This window comes from Marinovum algicola (genome assembly GCF_900109145.1).
In the GTDB taxonomy this organism is placed as follows: Bacteria; Pseudomonadota; Alphaproteobacteria; order Rhodobacterales; family Rhodobacteraceae; genus Marinovum; species Marinovum algicola.
Genome location: NZ_FNYY01000002.1, coordinates 251,884 through 272,474 on the forward strand (window position 1 = coordinate 251,884; position 20,591 = coordinate 272,474).

The following is a 20,591-nucleotide window of genomic DNA, read 5'->3' on the forward strand; positions in this document are numbered from 1 at the left end:
AAGGCCAAGGAGCAGATACGATGAAGGCCATCTTCGACCCCCGCCAATGGCACCACGACCCCAAGCATTTCATGGCCAATGGAGCGATCCGGCCCAACCCGGAACAGCCCCGCCGGATCGAGGTGCTGAAATCCGCCGCCGAAGAGGCCGGTTGTGACTTTCAGGCGCCTGCCGATGCCGGTCTCGGCCCGATTGCGGCGGTGCATACGCCGGAATATCTGACCTTTCTGGAAACCATCCACACCCGCTGGCGCCGGATCGAAGGTGCCGGCGAAGAGGTGATCCCCAACATCCACCCGGCCAACCGGCGCGACAGCTATCCGAAATCCGCCGTCGGTCAGGCCGGGTATCACCAGGCCGACACCGCTTGCCCGATCTCGCAAGGCACATGGGACGCGGCCTATTGGTCGGCCCAGAGCGCCGTCACCGGCGCCGATCTGCTGCGCGCGGGCGCGCAGGCCGCCTATGCGCTGTCGCGTCCGCCGGGCCATCACGCCTTTGCCGATCTTGCCGGCGGGTTCTGCTTTCTCAACAATTCAGGCATTGCCGCCGAACGACTGCGCGCCGCCGGGCTGCGCCCGGCGATCCTCGATGTCGACGTGCATCACGGCAATGGCACGCAGGGCATGTTCTACGAGCGCGACGACGTGCTCACGGTATCGATCCACGCCGATCCGGCGCGGTTCTACCCGTTTTTCTGGGGCCATGCCCAGGAGCGCGGCGCCGGTCGGGGCCTTGGCTGCAACCTCAACCTGCCACTGCCGCGCGGCACCAACGACGACGGCTTTCTCGAGGCGCTGACCACCGCATTGCAACGGGTGCGCAACTTCGGCACCGAGGCGCTGGTTGTGGCGCTTGGCCTCGACGCCTCGATCGACGATCCGTTCCAGGGGCTGGCGGTGACCCAGGACGGCTTTGCCAGGATCGGCGCGGCAATCGCCGCCACCGGCTTGCCGGTGCTCTTCGTGCAGGAGGGCGGCTATCTGTCCGACACGCTCGGGGCCAATCTGACGCGAACCCTGACCGGGTTTCAGGAGGCATCGTGACCCGGGCGGATGTTCTCATCATCGGCGGTGGCATCGCCGGAATTGGCGCCGGTGCCGAGCTTGCCGCCGATCGCTCGGTCTGCGTGCTCGAGGCCGAGCGGCAGATCGGCTATCACGCCACCGGCCGCTCGGCGGCGATCTTCATCCGCAACTACGGCAATGCCACCCTGCGCGCGCTCAATGCCGCCGCCGCCGGGTTTCTCGAAGCGCCCGAGGGGGTCTCGGAGCGCAGCCTGCTGTCGCCGCGCGGCGAGATGATGGTGGCGACCGAAGACGAACTGGACGCGCTCGAGGCCTATTGCAGCGGCGCCGAGGGGTTGGAGCGGCTGAGCCCCGCGCAGGCGGTCGAGCTGGTACCGATCCTGCGCCCCGAGATCATCGCCGGCGCCGCCATCGAGCGCGACGCCCAGGATATCGATGTCGACCGCATGCTGTCGGGCTATGCCCGGCTGCTGAAACAGCGCGGCAGCCGGGTCGAAACCGATGCCCCGGTCACGGCAATCCGCCGCGACGCCGGACTCTGGCAGGTGACCGCCGGCGGCCGGAGCTATCAGGCGCCGCTGCTGGTCAATGCCGCCGGCGCCTGGTCGGCGGCGGTTGCCCGGATGGCCGGCGCCACGCCGATCCCGCTGCACCCGTTGCGCCGCTCGGCCGCGATCCTGCCGGCGCCCGAGGGGTATGACCTGCGCGCCTGGCCGCTGTTCGTCTCGGCCTCCGAACGCTGGTATGCCAAGCCCGAGGCCGGCAAGCTGATGGTCAGCCCGGCCGACGAAGACCCGGTCGAGCCGCATGACGCCTGGGCCGATGACATGGTGCTGGCCGAAGGGCTGTACCGGTTCGAACAGGCGGTCAGCATTTCGGTCACCCGGGTCGAACACAGCTGGGCCGGGCTGCGCAGCTTTGCGCCCGATCGCACGCCGGTGGTTGGCCATGACCCCGAGTGCGAGGGGTTTTTCTGGCTGGCCGGCCAGGGCGGCTATGGCGTGCAGACCGCGCCGGCGCTGTCGCGGCTGACCGCCGATCTGGTCGCAGGCACCGCGCCGCAACTGGCCGATGCCGTGATCGCCGCGCTGGCGCCGGGCCGTTTCGCGGCCTGAGCAGCAGAGGCCCGTCCGGCACGGCTCCGACTTTTGGCGCATCGCCTTTTGCGGCGATCCGGCGTAGCATGTCGCCAGCCAAACCGAACGGAAGACATGATCGCACGCCATCACGTCGAGGAAATCGAGCGAGTTCTCGAAGGCGGCGCCACCGGGCGCGACAGCCAGGTCGCGGACTCGTGGAAACGCTGCGTCGAAGTCCATGGCCTCGATCCGGCCCGTGCCGATCCGGCGCATATCGTCACCGAAACCGAGCTGCGCGAGCATCGCATGCAGGCCGAGCGGATGATCGCCTCGGCCCGTTCCGGCCTGCAAAGCCTGTTCCGACAGGTGGCGCGGCAGAATTACACCGTGCTGCTGACCGACGCCAAAGGCGTTTGCGTCGATTTCTTTGGCGATCCCGATTTCGAGGATGATCTGCGCGGCGCCGGCTTGTTCATGGGGGCGAACTGGTCCGAGGATCTGGCCGGCACCAGCGCCGCCGGCGCCTGCATCGTGACCGGCGAGCCGGTGACGATCCATCAGGACGACCATTTCGGAAATGCCCATACCGCACTCTCCTGCACTGCCGCGCCGGTCTATGACAGCCTCGGGCAACTGGCTGCGGTGCTCGACATCTCGCTGTTGCAATCGCCGTCGCCGAAATCGAGCCAGAACCTGGCGATGAGCCTGGTGACCTCCTCGGCGCGGCGGGTCGAGATGGCGAACCTGATGGCGCAGAGCCGCCGCGAATGGGTGCTGCGCTTTTCCGCCAGCCCCGAGTTTCTCGATGTCGATCCCGAGGCGGCGGTGACGCTGGACGGAGCGGGGCGGATCATCGGCTTTACCCGGGGCGCCGAGAAAATGTTCCGGGGCGATGGCGGCTCGCTGCTCGGCCAGCGGCTCGAGACCCTGCTGGACCTCTCGGTCGACGACCTGCCCGATCTGATGCGCGACCGGCCGACCGAGGATCGTGTGGTCAACCTGCGCGACGGCGGCGCGCTGTTCGGCCACGCCATCGCGCCGCAGGCCCCCAGAACCGCAGGCGCTCTGACCCGCCGGCTGCGCCAGAGCGGCGGCCCGCTGGATGCGCTGGCCGGCGCCGATCCCGGCATGCAGCGCCTGCTGGCCAAGGCCGAACGGCTGGCGCCGACCGAGGTGCCGCTGCTGCTCTGTGGCGAAACCGGCAGCGGCAAGATGCGGCTGGCGCGGGCGGTCCATGTGGCCGGCGGCGCCCGGCGCAGCCTGATCGCGGTGGATTGCGCGGCGTTGACCCCGGAGAGCCTGCCCGACGCGCTGGGGCCCGCCGGTCCCTGCCGCGCCACGCTTCTGCTGCGGCGGGTCGAGGAACTGCCGCCAGCGGTGCAGCCGCTGCTGACCTCCCTGCTCGACGAACGCCCCGGGTTGCGGCCGGTGGCGACCTGCTGCACCGATCTGGCGCTGGCGATGCAGCAGGGGCGGTTCCACACGCCGCTGTTCTATCGCCTCACCGGCGCGACGCTGGCCCTGCCGCCGCTGCGCAAGCGGCAGGATCTGGGCTGGCTGCTCGACCGGCTGCTGCGGCGCCGGACCCAGGGCGAAAAACGCCTGTCACCGACCGCGCGGGCCGATCTGACCGGGCGGGTCTGGCCCGGCAACCTGCACGAGCTTGGCCGGCTGCTCGATGTCGCCGTGGCGCTCTGCGATGGCGAGGTGATCGACCTGCCCGATCTGCCGCCGCCGGCCGAGCAAGCCGTGGCGCCGGTCGCCGAGGAGAGCCTGGAATCAGTGCTGGAGGCCTGCGGCTGGAACATGTCCCGGGCGGCCCGCCGGCTGGGGGTGAACCGCTCGACCGTGCTGCGCCGCATGCGCCGGGCCGGCCTGACACCACCGGCCTGAGCCGCCCGGGGCCGCGCCGCTCACTCGCCGGCGGCCGCCTGCACTTCGCTGCGGGCGGCTTCGATATTGCCGATGGCATTGCGCAGATGGTCGATCAGCGCCGCGGAGGCCGCCGCGGCATCCCGCCGTTGCAGGGCATCGACGATGCCCTGGTGCTTGGCCATCTGCTGCTTGCGGTTGGCCCGCCGCTGGGACGAGACATATCGCGCCCGCCACAGCCGGGTGTTGTATTGATTGTGGGTTTCGATCAGCGGCGGATTATGCGCTGCCCGTACGATCGCACGGTGAAAATCCATATCCAGCCGGAACCGTTGAAGCCCGTCCTCGCCTTCGGCCATGTCGACCATCTGCCGATGCAGGGCCGCGATCTGCGCCAGTTCGGCTTCGGTGGCCTGGGCGCAGGCCTGCTCCCCCGCCAGCCCTTCGAGCGCGCCCTGGATCATCAGCCAATGCGACAGCGTCTCCATCGAGGGATCGGCCACCCTGAGACGGCCGTCGATGTAATCCACCAGCCCCTCGACCTCGAGCAGCCGGATGGCATCGCGCACCGGCGTGCGGCTGATCCCGAGCAGGGCCGAAAGCTCCCTCTCGTTCAGCGACAGGCCCGCCGGCAGCCGTTCGAGCAGGATCAGCTCGCGCAGCTTGTCGGCCGATTGCTCGGCCAGGCTCTTGGGCCGCTCGGCGGCCAGATTGTCGCCTATCAGGTCTTTCAAGGACATCTCTACCATACCCTCCTGCCGGCCGTCCTGCCGCAGATCATCTGCCTGCACCACAGCCAAGCCTATCGCTTCGCGTTTCCAGACAACAGACCGTGGCGCAGGATAACCGGGGTCTCCGACCGCCGCAAAACGCTGCCCGCAAATTCCGCCTTGTCTTGGTATACCAAAAACCGTATACCATGATTCATGTCAAGCACGAAACCCCGGAGGAGCGGGGGTCATCGTCAGACACCGGCACGTTCAGAGGAGGAACACATGCCCCTTTCCAAGCAGATCACCGGCGCCCTTGCCGGGCTGGCCCTGGCCGCAGCGGCGGCCCCCGCCCTGGCCGAGGGCTTCCCTGACGGCCCGATCGAGGTCATCAACAATTCCAAGCCCGGCGGCGGATCGGACATCTTCCTGCGGTTTGCGACCGAACGCGCCGGCGAGATCCTCGGCGGCGACTTCCTGCACCTGTCGAAAACCGGCGGCGTGGCCACCAACACGCTGAAATACGCCGCCGGCAAACCGGCCGACGGGCAGACCCTGTTCATCGTCAATGCCGGCACCGCGCTGACCATGATGCGTGGCACCGTCGATCTAACCAGGGACGACATCATTCCGCTGGTGCGCGGCACCGTCGATCCGGAATTCGTGGTGGTGAAAGCCGGTCGATTTGCCGATGCGGCGGAGTTCATCGACTATGTGCAGAACAACAGCGTCAAGCAGGCCGGCACCAAGGTCGGCGGCAATCCGCATGTCAGCGCCCTGATCTTCCGCAATGCGCTCGAGATGCAGAACCAAGTCTATGTGCCGTTCGAGAAATCCGGCGAGATCATCATCAACGTGATCAACGGCAATGTCGACGTGGCCCTGCTGAACTTCGACGAATTCGAATCCCAGGCCAAGGCCGGCCAGGTCGAGGCACTGGCGATCCTGACGCCGGAACGCTCGGCCAATTCGCCCGACATTCCCACCGGCCACGAAGTCGGCATGCCGGTCGATATCGAGGTGGTGCGCGGCATCGGCGTGCTCAAGGGCACTCCCGAACCGGTGATCGCCAAACTGGAAGCGGCGCTGATCCAGTCGATGAACAGCGAGGGCTATCTCGAATATCTCGCCGGGTCGGGCCAGGACGCCCGCAGCATTGCCGGGCGCGAGGTCTTCGGCGCACAGTTCGACAGGATGTATGATGGCTATCAGGCCGTCGCCAAGGAACTGATGGGCGGCTGAGGCCCCGGCCGGCCCGGACGCCTCCCCCCGGGCCGGCCGCCTTTCGCATTCCGTCTCAAGATACAGGACGCCCATGTCACACCCCGCCCACCGTACCATCGACCGCACCCGGCTTATCGAAGCGCTGGTCGTCATGGCCTTTGCCGTGGTCCTCTTTGCGGTGACCTTCAGCTTCAAGAAGGTGCCGCCGATCCTCGCCCAGGGCATTCAGCCCACGGTCTTTCCCCGCGCCATCCTGGCGATCATGTTCGGCCTCGGCGTGATCCAGGCCGTCACCGCGCTGCGGCCCTCGGCCGAGGAGTTGGAAATGCTCAAGCCGAAGGGGCCAATCCCGCTGATCGTGGTGCTGACCGCGGCGCTGCTGATCGGCTTTGTGGCACTGATGCCGGTGATCGGCACCTTCCCGGCGCTGGTGCTGTTCCTGCCCGCCCTGTCGCTGCTCTGGGGGGAACGCCGCTGGCGCCTTATGGCGCTCAGCTTTGCCGGCTTCGCGGGCTTTGTCTACCTGCTGTTCCGCCTGATCATGAACGTCCCCCTGCCCTGAGGATTGCACCCGATGGAACCCTTTCTGCTTGTCCTGCAATTCCTTGCGGACCCCTATAACCTCTTCATCATCGCCGCCGGCACGCTGGTCGGCCTGATCGTCGGCGCGCTGCCGGGGCTGGGCTCGGTCATCCTGATTGCGCTGATGCTGCCCTTCGTGGTCCGCATGGACCCGACCACCGGCATCGCGCTCTGTGCCATCGTCTATTGCGCCACCACCTATGGCGGCTCGATCACCGCCATCCTGATCAACACGCCGGGCACGCCAGCCGCGGCGATGACCACCTTTGACGGCTTTCCCATGGCCCAGAAAGGCGAGGCCGGCCGGGCGCTGGGCATCGCCACCTTCTCCAGCGCCATCGGCGGCATTCTCGGCATCCTGGTGATGATCGTGGCCACGCCGCTGCTGGCCCGCGTCGCCTATCACTTCGGCCCGGCCGAGTTCTTTGCGCTGGCGGTTTTCGGCATGTCGATGCTGGCCTCGATCAGCGGCAACTCGATGGTCAAGAACTTCATCGGCGGTGCCTTCGGCCTGCTGCTGGCCACCGTGGGCACCGATCTGACAACCGGGATCGAGCGCTTCACCTTCGGTCAGGCCGACCTTTACGAAGGCATTGCCGTGGTGCAGATCATGATCGGCATCTTTGCCGGCGGCGAATTGCTGCGCCAGGCCACCCAGACCAAGGTCAAACGCGAACTGGTGGCCGAGGGCGTGACCAAGCTGCCTTCGTTGCAGGACTTCAAGGCGATCTGGCGCACCGTGCTGCGCGCCACCGGCATCGGCACCTTCATCGGCATCCTGCCCGCCGAGGGCGGCAAGGTCGCGGCGATGATCGCCTATAACGAGGAAATGCGCTGGTCGAAACACAAGGACCAGTTCGGCAAGGGCGCAATCGAAGGCCTCGCCGCGCCCGAGGCCGCCAACAATGCCGCGACCGGCGGCACCATGGTGCCGACCCTGGCGCTGGGCATCCCCGGCGGCGGCTCGACCGCGATCATCCTGACCGCGATGCTGATCCTCGGGCTGCGGCCGGGCCCGGCGCTTTTTGCCGAACAGCCGGACCTGCTGGCCGGCATCTTCGGTGCCATGCTGGGGGCCAATATCTGCTTCCTGATCTACGGCATGGTCGGTGCCAAGTTCTTCAGCCGGATCACCCTGATCCCCACCACGATCCTCTGGCCCTGCGTGATCTGCCTTGCCGCGCTTGGCGCCTTCTCGTTGCAGCAGAGCATGTTCGACGTCGGCGTCATGGTCTTTTTCGCGATCCTCGGCTTCTTTCTCAACCGCCACGGCTTTGCCCCCGCACCCATCGTCATGGGGCTCATCCTGGGCGAGCTGATCGAAACCTCGCTGAAACAGAGCTACCTGATCTATGACGGCAATCTCTGGGCGATCCTGCAACAGCCGATCGCGCTGGTCTTCCTGCTGCTCTCGGTGGTCGGGATCTGCGGCCCGCTGATTGCCAAGGCGCTTGGCGCCTGGCGCGCCAACCAGGCCGCGCTTCCGACCGGCAACGACGAATGAACGGGGCGCCGGGCCGCCGGCGCGTCTCGCAACGCAAAGTTATGGAACGACTGATGACAGATACCCCCGTGATCCTCTCGACCCTCGGCGATGCCGGCGGCGTCGGCCCGGAACTGGTGGCCCGCACGCTGGACCACCCCGAGATCACCCGTGGCTGCAAACGCGTGATCGCGGGCCACCCCAGGATCTTCGACATGGGCCGCGAGGTGGCGGGCGTCGCCACCGACCTGCCCCGCTTCACCGATATCGAGGCCGCGATTGCCAGCCCCGATCCGGTGGTCTTCTACCACTTCGACACGCTGCACTACGGGGATATCGACGTCGGCAAGACCAGCGCCCAGGCCGGGCTGGCGGACTACCAGATCGGCTGTCACGCGGCCGATCTGTCGGCGGCCGGGCTGATCGACGCCTTTGTCTGGGCGCCGGTCAACAAGGCCTCGATCCACAAGGCGGGCCATCATTTCGAAGGCTACAAGGCCGGGATCGCCGATTACATGGGCTTTACCGAGCGCTCGACCGAGATCAACACCATCGGCCACCTCTGGACCACCCGCGTCACCTCTCACATCCCGATCTCGGCCATCGCCGGCGCGATCAGCGAAGACGCGATCCTCGATGTCCTCACCTATTTCGACCGCGAGTTGCGGCGCTTCGGCTATGCCGATCCGCGCATCGCGGTCTCGGGGCTGAACCCGCACAACGGCGACGAAGGCGCCTTTGGCCGCGAGGAGATCGACATCATCGCCCCCGCCATCGAAAAGGCCAAGGCCCGGGGCCTGAACGTCGCGGGGCCCTATCCCGCCGACACGATCTTTCTCACCGTGCAGGACGAGGGCATTCCCGCCGTGCTGTCGATGTATCACGACCAATGCCAGATCGCGACCAAGCTGATGGGGTTCGACGATGGCGTCACCTATTTCGGCGGGCTGCCCTTCATCCTGGCCACCCCCGCCCATGGCACCGCGTTTGACATCGCCGGGCAAGGCAAGGCGCGGCCCAATGCGATCCTCAAGGCGCATGAGCTGGCCCGCCGCGCGGCGCTGACCGCCAAGGGCCTGCCCCTCGGCGAAGGGGAAGCGGCATGAGCGATCAGCCCAATATCCTCTTTGTCCAGGCCGACCAACTGACCGCTTTCGTGCTGTCGATGTACCGCGACGACGCCCAGTCAAAGACGCCCAATCTCGATGCGCTGGCCGCCGAGGGCGTGGTGATGGAAAACGCCTATTCCAATTCACCCATCTGCTGCCCGGCGCGGGCCTCGCAATTCTCGGGCCGGTTGCCCTCGACGCATGAGGTCTGGGGCAACGGCGCCGAGTTCCGGGCCGAGATCCCCACCGTGGCGCATTTCCTGCGCGCGGCCGGGTATGAATGCGTGGTATCCGGCAAATGCCATTTCATCGGGCCGGACCAGTTGCACGGCTTTGACCGGCGGCTGACCACCGACATGTATCCCTCGGGCTTCGACTGGACCATTCCCTGGTCCTGGGGGCCGGTGCATCGCGAAGGCACCTCGGTCAAGAAACTGGCGGTCAGCGGGCTCTGCAAGACCAACAACCAGCTGCTTTACGACGCCGAGGTGCAGTACCGGTCGCTGGAATTCCTGCGGTCCCGTGTGCTGGAAAGCCACGATCAGCCGTGGTTCCTGCATGTCTCCTACACCCAGCCGCACGAGGCCTATCAATCGGTGCCGGAGTACTGGGGCCGCTACGACGACACCGAGATCGCCCTGCCCCGCATCCCTGCGGACGAGGCACCGCACCCGACCACCGAATGGCTGCACATCCACCACGGCATCGATCAGGCGCCGCCCTGCGACGACACCATCCGCGCCTCGCGCCGCGCCTATTACGCCATGATCTCGCATCTTGACGATTACGTCGGAGAGCTGGTGGCCGAGCTGAAGCACCTGGGCCTTTATGACGACACGGTGATCGTCTTCACCTCGGATCATGGCGACATGCTGGGCGAACGCGGCATGTGGTTCAAACGCAGCTTCTACGAAGGCTCGATGCAGGTGCCGATGATCTGGCACAACCCCAAGCGCATCGCGCCGGGGCGACGGGCCGAATGTGTCTCGCTGGCCGATCTCTGCCCGACCTTCGCCGAGCTTGGCGGTGCAAGGGAGACGTCGGACCGTTACGGCAGCGACCAGAGCGGCAGTTTCCTCGGCCTGCTGATGGCGCGCAGCGACAGCGTGAAAGACGAGGCGATTGCCGAGTATTTCGGTCCCGGCGTGATCGAGCCCTGGCTGGCGATCCGGCAGGGCGATTTCAAATACGCCTGGACGCGCAACGCGCCGGAACTGCTGTTCGACCTGGCCAGGGATCCCGACGAGCAAACCGACCTGTCGACCGATCCGGCGCACGCCGCGATCAAGACGCAGCTGAAGGACCGGCTGCTCGGCCGCTACGACGTCGAGGCGATGACCCGACGGGCCGCGAAGGAAAAGGAAACCCGCAGTTTCCTGCATGACGCGCTGTCGACCAATGGCGGCTATCACTGGGATTATCAGCCCCTTTTCGATGCCAGCCGGCAATATGTGCGCGGCGTCAACAAACCGGCCACGGTGTAAGCGATGACCAAGCAACCCAACATCCTGATGATCTATGCCGACCAGATGCGCTATGACTGCGCCGGGTTTTCCGGCAACCCCGACGTCAAGACCCCGCATCTCGACCGGCTGGCCAATGAAGGCACCTGCTTCGACGAGGCCTTCACCTCTTACCCGCTCTGCACACCGTTCCGCGCCTCGCTTCTGACCGGGAAATATGCCCACAAGGCGGGGCTCTATTCCAACCACTTCCCGATCGACACCGATCAGCCCTCGCTGGCGCCGATCCTCAATGCGCGGGGCTATCGGTCCGGCTACATCGGCAAGTGGCACCTCTACGGCGGGCCGAAACCGGGCTTTGTGCCGCCGGGGCCCGACCGCATGGGGTTCGATCATTTCGTCGGCTACAATCGCGGCCACTACTACATGGATGCGATCTTTTACCGCGACACCGACCAGCCCTATCGCTGCCGCCGCTACGAGCCGGATTTCCAGACGGATCACACCATCGAATTCATGCAGAGCGCCCGCGCCAAGGGCGACCCCTTCCTCGCCTACGTCTGCTTCGGCCCGCCGCATTTCCCGATGGACATGCCCGAGCACTGGCGGCGGATGTACGACCCCGACAAGATCACCCTGCCCAAGGGCACGCCGAACCCCGAGCTGCAAAAGCGCCGGGCCCAGGAACGTACCGCGCGCGACTTCGACGGCGATGACAACTTCGGCGAACGCTCCAAGGCCGACAAGATCGAGGGCCAGGACCCGGAGATCGAAACCGAGGCGCAGATCCGCAAGTTCGTGGCCGAGTATTACGGCATGATCTCCAACGTCGATCACAATGTCGGGCGGCTGCTGAACTGGCTGGATGCCCAGGGCATCGCGGAAGACACCATCGTCGTCTTCTTTTCTGACCACGGCGACATGCTGGGCCAGCACGGTAGCTATTGCGGGATCAAGCGGCAGGCCTATCGCGCCTCGGCGCAGGTGCCTTTGCTGATCCGCTATCCGGGCACGTTCGCCGCCGGCAAGCGGGTGACATCGCTGGTCGATGTGGCGGTGGACACCATGCCCACGCTGCTGGAGGCGTGCGGTGCCGAGGTTCCCGACAGTGTACAGGGCACCAGCTATCTCTCGCTGCTGGAGGGGGCAGAGGATATTCCCACCCGCGATCACGTGCAGTTCGAATTGATGAAAGCCGATTTCGGCGGCCGCAGCGAACGCCACGTCAAGCCCGAGCGCGGCATTCGCACCCCCGACTGGCTTTATGTGCGCAAGCAGGACCGGCCGCTCTACCTTTTCGATCAGACCGCCGACCGCGACGAGCTGATCAACCTCGTGGATGATCCGGCCTTTGGCGCGGTGCAGGCCGAACTCGATGCCCGGGTGGTGCGGAACATGGAGGAGACGGGCGACGCCTGGGGCCTCGAGATGGCGTTTCCGCCGCCTGGTTTCATGACCCATGCCGAGGGCGCCGCCTATCTCGAAACCACCGTCAAACCGGCGGCGATCGAGGTGCCCTGACCGGCCGGTTCGGCCGCTCAGAGCATATCGTTCTCGGCCAGGACCTTGCGTGCCACGCGGAAGCATTCCTGCGCCTGCGGCACGCCGCAGTAGATGCCCACCACATGGATGATGGCGCGGATCTCTTCCTTGCTGACCCCATTGTTGAGCGCGCCGCGGCAATGGATCTCCCATTCGGTCATCTTGCCCAGCGCGCCGATCATCGACAGGTTCATCATCGACCGGGTCTTGGCGTCGATCACCTCGTCGCCCCAGCCGAACCCCCAGCACCAGGCGGTCATCGCCTCCTGGAACGGCCGGGTAAAGTCATCGGCGGCGGCGAGGTTCTTCTCGACGTAGTCCGCGCCCAGCGTCGCCTCGCGTTGCGCCCGCCCCTTGAGGAAAAGATCTTCGTCGAAACTGCTCATGTCGGCTCCCTTCAGCTTGGCCGTTGGCCGGCCACCGGCCCCTGTCTACACCGCCGGATCGGCCATTGCGACCGTTCCTGCCGGCCGCCATCGGTCACCCGAGCAGGGTGTGCGGCAGTAAGCGCAGCGCCAGCCCGATCAGCCCGGCCAGGAACGCGGTCTCGGCCACCAGAAGCGCAACCGCCGGCAGACCGACATTGAGGATGTCCCGAGGCTGGGTCTTGAGGCCGACGGCGGCAATCGCGATCACCAGAAGCCAGCGCGAGGCCTCTGACGCGACCTGAACCAGCAGTTCCGGCACCAGCCCGGCGCTGCGCAGGGCGGCCAGCACCACGAACCCCAGCACAAAGACCGGCACCAGCGGCGGCCGGCGACCGTCGATCTCGCCGCCATTGGCAAAGCTGCGGATCGCGAGCGCCGCAATCACCACCACCGGCGCCAGCATGACAACCCGCAGGAGCTTGACCAGGGTGGCGACATTGCCGGTCTCTTCCGACACCGAGAAGCCGGCCCCCACCACCTGGGCCACGTCATGCACCGTTGCCCCGATGAAGATGCCGGTGGTGCGATCGTCGAAGCCGATGGCGGCGGCGAGCACCGGATAGACGATCATCGCCAATGTCGAAAGCAGCGTGACCGAGACCACGGTAAAGATCAGCCGCTCCTCCGAGCGCGCGTCGCGCGGCAGGATCGCGGCGATGGCCATGGCGGCCGAGGCGCCGCAGATCGCCACCGCCCCGGCCGACAGAAAGGCAAAGCGAAAGCGGAAGCCGAACAGCCGCGACACCGCAAGGCCGAAACCAATGGTTGCGACGACGGCGCCGACGATCATCAGCACCACCGGCCAGCCGAGGAGCGTCAGCACATCGGCGCTGATCCGCACCCCCAGCAGCGCCACGCCCAGCCGCAGCAATTGCCGCGAGCCGAAGTCGATGCCGCGTTTGCTCTGCGCCTCGGTGCCGAGGAAATTGAGCGAAATGCCGAACAGCAGCGCCAGCAGCATCGCGGGCGCGCCGTAGTGCTCGGCGACGAACTGGCTGGCCAGCGCGATGATGCCGGCGATCAGCACGCCGGGAAGCAGGGGCCGCAGGCGGCGTTCGAAGAGCCCGGCCGGGCCGGCTTGGCGATCAGTCATGGGGGTTGGCGAGTGTCCGTGCGAGAGCGAGATAGGAGCGCGGCACATCGATCCCGTGGTCACGGGCGCGGGCCAGCGCGGCGATGCGGCGGCTGCCCGGCAGGCGGCTGCCCTCGAGCGCGTCGATTGTGCGCAGGAGCCGGTCCAGCCGGGCGGCAAAGGCGGTGTCGTTGTCGGGCCGGATGGCCAGCAGGAACTGGCCGGCACCGGGCGGCGGCCCCTCGGCGTCAAAGAACGACGAGACTTCGGGGCTCTGGTTGGCGCCGGTCAGGGTGGCGGCGAGAATCTCGACCATCAGCGCCAGCGCGGTGCCCTTGGCCTCGCCGATCGGCAGCATCGATCCGGCAAGCGCGGCTTCGGGATCGGTTGTGGGCGCGCCTTCGGCATCGAGCGCCCAGCCCTCGGGGATAGGCCGGCCGGACTTGCGGGCATGCATGACCTTGCCGCGCGCCACCTTGGAAAGCGACAGGTCGATCACCAGCGGCGGGCCATCGCCGCGCGGCGCGGCAAAGGCGACGGGATTGGTGCCGAAAATCGGCGTCCGGGCCCCCCAGGGCGCAATCGCGGGCGGCGCATTGGCCACCATGATGGCGATCAGCCCACGCGCGGCCAGCTTCTCGACCTGCACCGACAGCGCGCCGCAATGGTGTGAATTCATCACCGACATGGTGGCCGTGCCATAAGACCGCGCCACCCGCGCGCCCCAGTCGATCGCCCGGTCGAGCGCCGGATAGGCAAAGCCGAAACCGGCATCGGTGCGCAGGCCGGTCTGGCTGGTCTTGCGCGAGGTGATCTCGGCGGCGGCCCGGATCTTGCCCGAGCGGACCTGGGCGACGTAATCCTCGAGCCGGGAAAAGCCGTGGCCAGACTGGCCTTCGGCCTCGGCCGCGACAAGCGCCCGGGCCACCGAGGCCGCCGTCGCCTCGGGCACGCGCTGCGCGCCCAGCACGCGGGTGATCAGCGCCTCTGCCTCGGCAAGGCTGATGGTTTCGGTCTCAAGCATGTCGGGAGCTTTCGTCGGTGCGGGCGGCGCGAGATGCGCCGCCCCGGGCCAGGTCAGGCGCTGCGATAGAGCTTGGTCATCGAGAACTCGCGATGGCCTAGCGCCTCGGCCGCGGTGTTGCGACCGTTCGCGGTCCGGCAGATCATCTCGATCAGCGCGTCGCCGGCCTCGTCGATGGTCTGTTCGCGGCGCAGGATGCCGGAGACATCGACGTCGACATGCTCGCTCATGGTGCGCACGGTGCGCGGGTTGGCGGTGATCTTGATCACCGGCACGATCGGGTTGCCCACGACGTTGCCCTGCCCGGTCGGGAAGGTGTGGATGACCGCGCCGCCGGCGGCCATCAGCGTCACGCATTCCGCGGCTGCCGAGGAGGAGTCCATGAAATAGAGACCATTGCCCGACTGCGGCGCCTCGGCCGGTTCGAGAATGTCGATGAACTGCGAGGTGCGGCCGATCTTCTCGAGGTTGCCCAGCGCCTTCTCCTCGATGGTGGTCAGGCCGCCTTCGATATTGCCCTTGGTGGGCTGGCTGTCGCTGAGGTCATCGGTCTGATGGGCAAAGATCACGTCGTCCTGGTAGGCCTTCCACATCTTGTGCCAGCGCTCGCCCACCTCTTCGTTGATCGCGCGTTTCTGGCAGATGTGCTCGGCGCCGGTGATCTCGGAGGTTTCGCCGAAAAAGCCGGTGATGCCCTCGGGCAGCAGCTTGTCGTACATGTTGCCGACCGTCGGGCAGGATCCGAGGCCGGTGGTGGTGTCGCTCTCGCCGCATTTGGTCGAGACCCAGAGCTCGGAAATCGAGCATTCCTCGCGTTGCACCTCGGTCGCCTTGTGAACGAAATCCTTGGCGGCCCAGCTGGCGGCCCGGATCGTCTCGAAATCGCCTTTCTGCTCGATCGAGAACTCGGCCACTTCCTTGCCGGTGGCGCGGATGCCGTCGGCGATGCGCTTGGTCCAGCCGGGCTCGATGCCGATCACCACGACAGAATGCACATTGGGGTTGGCGCCGGTGCCGATCATGGTACGGAAATGCACCTCGAGATCCTCGCCGAACTGCAACCGGCCATAGGCATGCGGGATCGCCAGCGTGCCCTTGACGTTGTTGGCAACCGCCTCGCAGGCGGCGTTGGAAATGTCGTCGACCGGCAGGATGACGACGTGGTTGCGGACACCGACCCGGCCGTTTTCACGGCGGTAGGCGCGCACTGTCATGTTGGAATATTTAGAGGCCATGGGGCTTTCCTTTATCGCGACCGTTTCGCTGCTGGAGAGGGGCTTACCAGCGCTTGGTTTTGCAGTTGTGGGTGTGGACATGGGCGCCTTTGGGGATGTCGGCGATGATCTTGCCGATGTCCTCGCCGTACTTGATGGCGGTGTCGCCTTCTTTGAGGTCCTTGAGCGCGACCTTGTGGCCGATCGGCACATCGGCGCCGGAGGTCAGTCGGAAGGTCGAATTGTCATGCGTGACGCAGACCAGCATGTCGGTGCCGGCGCTCAGGCCTTCGACCACGACGACACCGACGTTGTCGTCATGTTCGTGGACCAGCAGATGGGGGATTTCAGCCATGGTTCAGACTCCTTGATTGTCAGGTTGAAGGATGATTTTCGGCGCCGCGCTTTGCCCGGACCGAATGTCCCGGAACGCCGCGGCGCCGTCGGAAAGCGGGCGGATCTCGGTCCAGTCGAGCGGGCCGAGACGTCCGTCGAACAGGGCGGCCGCGGTGTCGCGAAAGTCCTGTGCGGTATAGGTATAGGTGCCGATGAAGGTGATCTCTTGCAGGGTCATGCGGCGCAGATCGAGCCCGCCCGCGTCCTCGCCCAGACCGATGTGCACGATCACCCCGCCGGGCTCGGCCAGCGCCGAGGCCGTGGCGCGGGTGACGGCAAACCCCACCGCATCGACGACGATCGGATGGGCGCCCTCGGCGGCCGGCACCGCCCGAAGCCCGCAGCGCTCGGTCAGATAGGCGCGGCGCGCGTCGTTGGGCTCGACCACGGTGACCTCATCTACCCCCATCGCCCGCAGTGCCAGCGCCGCGGCCAGGCCGATGGCCCCGCCGCCGAGGATCAGCGCCCGCCGCTCGGCCGAAGGATGCAGCGCCGCCAGCCCGAGCCGCACCGCGTGCCAGCTCACCGCCAGCGGCTCGGCCAGCGCGGCCTTGGCCAGCGGCACGCCGTCCGGCACGGCGATCAGGTTGCGTTCGGGCATTCGCAGCAGATCGGCAAAGGCGCCCTCACGCGGCGGCATCGAGATGATCTGCCGTTCGGGGCAAAGGTTCTCGCGGCCGCTGGTGCAGGCCGGGCAGCCGCCGCAGGTGACCAGCGGATTGATCGTGACACGCGCGCCGTCACGCGGGCCGCCAACCACCGTTCCCGCCGCCTCGTGACCGAGGATCAGCGGCGCCGGGCGCCGGTTGTCATGCCCCAGCCAGGCATGCATGTCCGAGCCGCAGATGCCGACGCTCTCGACCCGGATCAGGGCCTCGCCTGCGCCCGGTTCGGGATCGGGGGCGTCGCGGTAGGTCAGGGTTTCGACATCGGTATAGACCAGAGCTTTCATTTCGCGGTGAACCCCCCGTCAAGCATGAGAACCTGCCCGGTCACGTAACGCGACGCATCCGAACACAAGAACCTGAGCGGCCCGTCGAGGTCTTCGGGTTCGCCATTGCGGCCGATGCAGGTCTGGGCGGCATTGCGGGCGGCCCGGTCAGGATCGTCGAACACGGCCGCAGTCAGCTCGGTGCGGAAAAAGCCCGGCGCGATGGCGTTGGCGGTGATGCCGTCGCCCGACCAGGCCTCGGCCATGGCGCGGGTGAGTTGGGTGACACCGCCCTTGGTGGCGCCATAGGCGATACCACCGGGAAAGGCGCGGAAAGATTGCAGCGAGGCAAAATTCACGATCCGCCCCCAGCCCCTGGCGCGCATCTCGGGCACCAGCCGCTGACTGAGAAAGAACGGTGCCGAAAGGTTGACCGCCAGCGTCGCGTCCCACCCCTCGGGGGTGACGTCATCGGCCGCCTGCCGGGTGTTGAGACCGGCGGCATGGACCACGATGTCGGGCGCGCCGAAAGGGGCCGAGATCCGGTCGACCAGCGCCGGCAGGCCGTCGCGGTCGGCCACGTCGCCTTCGACGGCGGCGCAGGCCCCGCCGGCCCCGGCCTGCCATTCCGCCAGCGCGCCGGCCCGCCGCGCCACGCCGATGACGCTGGCTCCGGCCCGCGCCAGGACCTCGGCCGCATGGCGGCCAAGCCCCGAGCTGGCGCCGGTGACGCAGGCCACCTTGCCGGCGACCGAGAAAAGGTCATCGCCCCGCATCGGCTCAGCCTTCCGCCGTCAGGTCGAAGGTCTCGTCTGGAAAGTACTTCTTCAGCCGGATGTCAGCGGTGCGGGCGTGGCCTTCCATTCCCTCGAGCCGCGCGATCCGCGCCGTGGCCTCGGCCACCGGGCGGGCGCCCTCCTTGGTGGCCCGCTGCCAGGTCACGATCTTCATGTACTTGTGCACGCTCAGGCCGCCGGTGTAGCTGGCCGCGCCCGAGGTCGGCAGAACGTGGTTGGTGCCCGAGGCCTTGTCGCCAAACGCCACGGTGGTTTCCTCGCCGAGGAAGAGCGAGCCGTAGCAGCTCAGCCGCTCCAGCCACCAGTCGAGATCGGCGGCCTGCACCGTCAGGTGCTCGGGCGCGTAGTCGTCGGAGGTGGCGGCCATTTCCTCACGGTCGGCGCAGACGATCACCTCGGCATAATCACGCCAGGCGGCGGTGGCATTATCGCGGTTCACCTCGGGCAGATCGTCGATCAGCAGCGGCACCAGGCGCATGACCTCTTCGGCCAGCGCGCGGTTGTCGGTGACCAGCCAGACCGGCGAGTTGTAGCCATGTTCGGCCTGGCCCACCAGATCGGCGGCAACCACCATCGGATCGGCGGTCTCGTCGGCCAGCACGAGGCTGTCGGTCGGACCGGCGATCATGTCGATGCCGACCCGGCCGAACAGCATGCGCTTGGCCTCAGCGACGAATTGATTGCCGGGGCCGACCAGGATGTTGGCCTTGGGCAGATCGAAGAGCCCGTAGGTCATCGCCGCCACCCCCTGCACGCCGCCCATGGCGAGGATCTTGTCGGCGCCGCAGACATGCGCGGCATAGATGATCGCCGGTGCGATGCCGATCTCGGGGCGCGGCGGCGAACATGCGACGATGTTCTTGCAGCCTGCCACCTTGGCGGTGGTCACCGTCATGATCGCGCTGGCGATGTGGCTGTAGCGCCCGCCGGGCACATAACAGCCCGCCGCATTCACCGGGATCGCCTTCTGCCCGGCGACAAAGCCCGGCACCACCTCGACCTCGAAATCCCGGACCGTGCCGAGCTGAGCCTCGGCAAACCGCTTGACGTTGGCGTGGCTGAACTCGATGTCACGCTTGAGCTTGTCCGGCACCTGCGCCGCGGCCGCGGCGATGGCCTCCGGCGAGAGGATGATCTCGCCTTCGTATTTGTCGAACTTCTTGGCATACGCCAGCGCCGCCTCGTCGCCACCGGCCTCGATCTCGTCGAGGATGCCGCGCACGATCTTCTTGGTGTCGGAGGCGTCGCTCTTGGAGGTCAGAGTGGCTTTTTTCAGGTATTCACGGGTCATGAGCTGGGCTCCTATTTGAAGATGTCAGGCAGAAGGATGGTGGAAATCGTCGGCAGATAGGCGATGAACAGGGTCACGATCAGCATGAAGAGCACGAAGGGGATGGCCCTGTAGGCGATCTTCAGGATCGACTCGCCGGTCAGCCCCGAGACGACAAAGAGGTTGAGCCCCAGAGGCGGCGTGATGAAGCCCACCCCCAGCGCAGTGATCATCATGATGCAGAACTGGATCTCGTTCATCCCGATGTCGTCGGCCAGCGGCTTGAGGATCGGCGCGAGGATGACGATGTTGGGCGTCGTCTCCATCACGCAGCCGGCGGCGATCAGGATGACAACCATCATTCCGATCAGCACCCAGGGTTCGCTGCTGACCGAGGTGGCGGCGGCGACAAAGCCCTGCGGCACCCCGAGGATGGCCAGCGCCTGCGCCAGCGGCAGCGAAAAGGCGATGATCGGCAGGATGATCCCGTTGACCTTGGCCGAGCTGACCAGCATCGAGGGGAAATCGGACAGTCTCAGGGTGCCGAGGATGAAGCCCATGATGATGGTCACCACCACCGCGGTGGCGCCGGCTTCGGTCGGGGTCATCCGCCCCGAGAAGATGCCGAAGAAGATGATGCCGGGCACGATAAAGGCATACCAGCCGGATTTCAGCGCCTTGCCGAGGTTCGTCAGGTATTCGCCCGCCGAGACGTTGCCGCCGCCCTCCCAGCCGTAAAGCCGGTTCATGATGATATTGGTGGCGAGGATCGACAGCAGGATGGCCAGGCCGGGGATCACGGCGGCCAGGAACAGCGTCGAGGCGGAAATCCCCAGCACCAGGCCGATGATGATATAGGCGATCGACGGCGGGATCAGGATGCCGGTGCAGGCCCCGGCGGCGACCAGCGCACAGGCATAGGGCCGCGGATAGCCGCTCTCGACCAGTCGGTTGATCGTCATCCGGCCGACGGCGGCGGCGCCGGCGGCGTCGGAGCCGGAGATCGCCGCGAACATGCCGCAGACCAGCACCGTGGCCGAGCCGAAACCGCCCTTGGCGAACTGTGTCAGCGCCTCGGCCACGTCGAGAAACTTGCGCGAGAGCCCGGTCCGCACCAGCACGTCGCCGGTCAGGATAAAGAGCGGCACGGCGGTCAGCGCGAAATGGTCGATTCCGTGGAACAGGCTCTCGCCCACCAGGCTCAGTGGCAGCGCGCCCGACAAGAGCAGCATCGCGATGGCCGAGGCGCCGATCGCCGCCCAGACCGGTACTGCCAGCGCCACCAGAAGCACGAAGAGGATCACAGGGCCGTAGAAATCCCAGCCGAGTTCGACGGTCTGATCGAGTTGGTTCCAAAGCATGGCCGT

General features: G+C 66.8%; 19 protein-coding genes. 9 read left to right on the forward strand and 10 right to left on the reverse strand.

The genetic code is table 11. From position 1 onward, the window contains the following. The first annotated feature begins 20 nt into the window (after window positions 1-20). The 3 genes from BMW90_RS26615 (at window position 21) to BMW90_RS04200 (ending at window position 4,000) form a co-directional block, all read left to right on the forward strand. Entirely contained in the window at window positions 21-1,046 is a 1,026-nt protein-coding gene (locus BMW90_RS26615; RefSeq protein ID WP_074835147.1) for a histone deacetylase family protein, read from the forward strand. Next, entirely contained in the window at window positions 1,043-2,143 is a 1,101-nt protein-coding gene (locus tag BMW90_RS26620; RefSeq protein ID WP_048530897.1) for an NAD(P)/FAD-dependent oxidoreductase, read from the forward strand. Before BMW90_RS26615 ends, BMW90_RS26620 begins: the two co-directional genes overlap by 4 nt. 96 nt (window positions 2,144-2,239) lie before the next feature. Continuing rightward, on the forward strand, window positions 2,240-4,000 hold the full coding sequence (locus BMW90_RS04200) for a sigma-54-dependent Fis family transcriptional regulator (RefSeq protein WP_074835148.1): 1,761 nt from the start codon (window positions 2,240-2,242) through the stop codon (window positions 3,998-4,000). 20 nt (window positions 4,001-4,020) lie between these two features. Here the strand turns inward: BMW90_RS04200 and BMW90_RS04205 are convergent, their stop codons facing one another. Further along, a complete protein-coding gene (locus tag BMW90_RS04205; protein WP_244526423.1) occupies window positions 4,021-4,713 on the reverse strand; it encodes a GntR family transcriptional regulator in 693 nt (230 codons plus the stop codon). A 261-nt stretch (window positions 4,714-4,974) separates the two neighbouring features. Between BMW90_RS04205 and BMW90_RS04210 the strand changes: the two genes are divergently transcribed. From BMW90_RS04210 to BMW90_RS04235, 6 genes are all read left to right on the forward strand, one after another. Then, complete coding sequence (locus BMW90_RS04210; protein WP_074835149.1) at window positions 4,975-5,931, forward strand: tripartite tricarboxylate transporter substrate binding protein; 957 nt, start codon at window positions 4,975-4,977, stop codon at window positions 5,929-5,931. Window positions 5,932-6,004: 73 nt separating this feature from the next. Then, window positions 6,005-6,475, forward strand: a complete 471-nt coding sequence (locus BMW90_RS04215; RefSeq protein ID WP_074835151.1) for a tripartite tricarboxylate transporter TctB family protein — start codon at window positions 6,005-6,007, stop codon at window positions 6,473-6,475. Window positions 6,476-6,487: 12 nt separating this feature from the next. Next, window positions 6,488-7,999 carry a tripartite tricarboxylate transporter permease gene (locus tag BMW90_RS04220; protein ID WP_074835152.1) on the forward strand — a complete coding sequence of 504 codons (1,512 nt, stop codon included), beginning with the start codon at window positions 6,488-6,490 and terminating at the stop codon, window positions 7,997-7,999. A 53-nt stretch (window positions 8,000-8,052) separates the two neighbouring features. Then, a complete protein-coding gene (locus BMW90_RS04225) occupies window positions 8,053-9,084 on the forward strand; it encodes a PdxA family dehydrogenase (RefSeq protein WP_074835434.1) in 1,032 nt (343 codons plus the stop codon). Next, window positions 9,081-10,571 carry a choline-sulfatase gene (gene betC / locus BMW90_RS04230; RefSeq protein ID WP_074835154.1) on the forward strand — a complete coding sequence of 497 codons (1,491 nt, stop codon included), beginning with the start codon at window positions 9,081-9,083 and terminating at the stop codon, window positions 10,569-10,571. The genes BMW90_RS04225 and betC overlap by 4 nt, the downstream gene beginning before the upstream one ends. 3 nt (window positions 10,572-10,574) lie before the next feature. Further along, entirely contained in the window at window positions 10,575-12,071 is a 1,497-nt protein-coding gene (locus BMW90_RS04235) for a sulfatase family protein (RefSeq protein ID WP_074835156.1), read from the forward strand. A gap of 17 nt (window positions 12,072-12,088) precedes the next feature. Here BMW90_RS04235 and BMW90_RS04240 read toward each other — a convergent pair whose 3' ends face one another. From BMW90_RS04240 to BMW90_RS04280, 9 genes are all read right to left on the reverse strand, one after another. Beyond that, window positions 12,089-12,478, reverse strand: a complete 390-nt coding sequence (locus BMW90_RS04240; protein WP_074835158.1) for a carboxymuconolactone decarboxylase family protein — start codon at window positions 12,476-12,478, stop codon at window positions 12,089-12,091. 94 nt (window positions 12,479-12,572) lie between these two features. Next, complete coding sequence (locus BMW90_RS04245; protein WP_074835160.1) at window positions 12,573-13,613, reverse strand: YeiH family protein; 1,041 nt, start codon at window positions 13,611-13,613, stop codon at window positions 12,573-12,575. Continuing rightward, a complete protein-coding gene (locus BMW90_RS04250) occupies window positions 13,606-14,616 on the reverse strand; it encodes an Ldh family oxidoreductase (RefSeq protein WP_074835162.1) in 1,011 nt (336 codons plus the stop codon). Before BMW90_RS04250 ends, BMW90_RS04245 begins: the two co-directional genes overlap by 8 nt. A 53-nt stretch (window positions 14,617-14,669) precedes the next feature. Beyond that, window positions 14,670-15,851: a UxaA family hydrolase gene (locus BMW90_RS04255; protein WP_074835164.1), complete on the reverse strand. Its 1,182-nt coding sequence runs from the start codon at window positions 15,849-15,851 to the stop codon at window positions 14,670-14,672. A 43-nt stretch (window positions 15,852-15,894) separates the two neighbouring features. Then, window positions 15,895-16,185 (reverse strand): UxaA family hydrolase, encoded by a 291-nt coding sequence (locus tag BMW90_RS04260; RefSeq protein ID WP_048530878.1) that lies wholly within the window; start codon window positions 16,183-16,185, stop codon window positions 15,895-15,897. A gap of 3 nt (window positions 16,186-16,188) precedes the next feature. Next, window positions 16,189-17,178 (reverse strand): zinc-dependent alcohol dehydrogenase, encoded by a 990-nt coding sequence (locus BMW90_RS04265; RefSeq protein ID WP_048530876.1) that lies wholly within the window; start codon window positions 17,176-17,178, stop codon window positions 16,189-16,191. Then, window positions 17,175-17,933 carry an SDR family NAD(P)-dependent oxidoreductase gene (locus BMW90_RS04270; protein WP_074835166.1) on the reverse strand — a complete coding sequence of 253 codons (759 nt, stop codon included), beginning with the start codon at window positions 17,931-17,933 and terminating at the stop codon, window positions 17,175-17,177. Before BMW90_RS04270 ends, BMW90_RS04265 begins: the two co-directional genes overlap by 4 nt. Window positions 17,934-17,937: 4 nt before the next feature. After that, the gene (gene hisD, locus BMW90_RS04275) at window positions 17,938-19,245 is read right to left on the reverse strand and encodes a histidinol dehydrogenase (RefSeq protein WP_074835168.1); all 1,308 of its coding nucleotides are present in this window, start codon (window positions 19,243-19,245) and stop codon (window positions 17,938-17,940) included. A gap of 11 nt (window positions 19,246-19,256) precedes the next feature. Next, on the reverse strand, window positions 19,257-20,585 hold the full coding sequence (locus BMW90_RS04280; protein WP_048530870.1) for a TRAP transporter large permease: 1,329 nt from the start codon (window positions 20,583-20,585) through the stop codon (window positions 19,257-19,259). Window positions 20,586-20,591 lie beyond the last annotated feature (6 nt).

What these genes read in the sequence shown, in the direction of transcription:
- BMW90_RS26615 (WP_074835147.1), top strand. Translation starts at nt 21, where the DNA reads ATGAAGGCCATCTTCGACCCCCGCCAATGGCACCACGACCCCAAGCAT.
- BMW90_RS04200 (WP_074835148.1), top strand. Translation starts at nt 2,240, where the DNA reads ATGATCGCACGCCATCACGTCGAGGAAATCGAGCGAGTTCTCGAAGGC.
- BMW90_RS04210 (WP_074835149.1), top strand. Translation starts at nt 4,975, where the DNA reads ATGCCCCTTTCCAAGCAGATCACCGGCGCCCTTGCCGGGCTGGCCCTG.
- BMW90_RS04215 (WP_074835151.1), top strand. Translation starts at nt 6,005, where the DNA reads ATGTCACACCCCGCCCACCGTACCATCGACCGCACCCGGCTTATCGAA.
- BMW90_RS04220 (WP_074835152.1), top strand. Translation starts at nt 6,488, where the DNA reads ATGGAACCCTTTCTGCTTGTCCTGCAATTCCTTGCGGACCCCTATAAC.
- BMW90_RS04225 (WP_074835434.1), top strand. Translation starts at nt 8,053, where the DNA reads ATGACAGATACCCCCGTGATCCTCTCGACCCTCGGCGATGCCGGCGGC.
- betC (WP_074835154.1), top strand. Translation starts at nt 9,081, where the DNA reads ATGAGCGATCAGCCCAATATCCTCTTTGTCCAGGCCGACCAACTGACC.
- BMW90_RS04235 (WP_074835156.1), top strand. Translation starts at nt 10,575, where the DNA reads ATGACCAAGCAACCCAACATCCTGATGATCTATGCCGACCAGATGCGC.
- BMW90_RS04240 (WP_074835158.1), bottom strand. Translation starts at nt 12,478, where the DNA reads ATGAGCAGTTTCGACGAAGATCTTTTCCTCAAGGGGCGGGCGCAACGC.
- BMW90_RS04245 (WP_074835160.1), bottom strand. Translation starts at nt 13,613, where the DNA reads ATGACTGATCGCCAAGCCGGCCCGGCCGGGCTCTTCGAACGCCGCCTG.
- BMW90_RS04250 (WP_074835162.1), bottom strand. Translation starts at nt 14,616, where the DNA reads ATGCTTGAGACCGAAACCATCAGCCTTGCCGAGGCAGAGGCGCTGATC.
- BMW90_RS04255 (WP_074835164.1), bottom strand. Translation starts at nt 15,851, where the DNA reads ATGGCCTCTAAATATTCCAACATGACAGTGCGCGCCTACCGCCGTGAA.
- BMW90_RS04260 (WP_048530878.1), bottom strand. Translation starts at nt 16,185, where the DNA reads ATGGCTGAAATCCCCCATCTGCTGGTCCACGAACATGACGACAACGTC.
- BMW90_RS04265 (WP_048530876.1), bottom strand. Translation starts at nt 17,178, where the DNA reads ATGAAAGCTCTGGTCTATACCGATGTCGAAACCCTGACCTACCGCGAC.
- BMW90_RS04270 (WP_074835166.1), bottom strand. Translation starts at nt 17,933, where the DNA reads ATGCGGGGCGATGACCTTTTCTCGGTCGCCGGCAAGGTGGCCTGCGTC.
- hisD (WP_074835168.1), bottom strand. Translation starts at nt 19,245, where the DNA reads ATGACCCGTGAATACCTGAAAAAAGCCACTCTGACCTCCAAGAGCGAC.
- BMW90_RS04280 (WP_048530870.1), bottom strand. Translation starts at nt 20,585, where the DNA reads ATGCTTTGGAACCAACTCGATCAGACCGTCGAACTCGGCTGGGATTTC.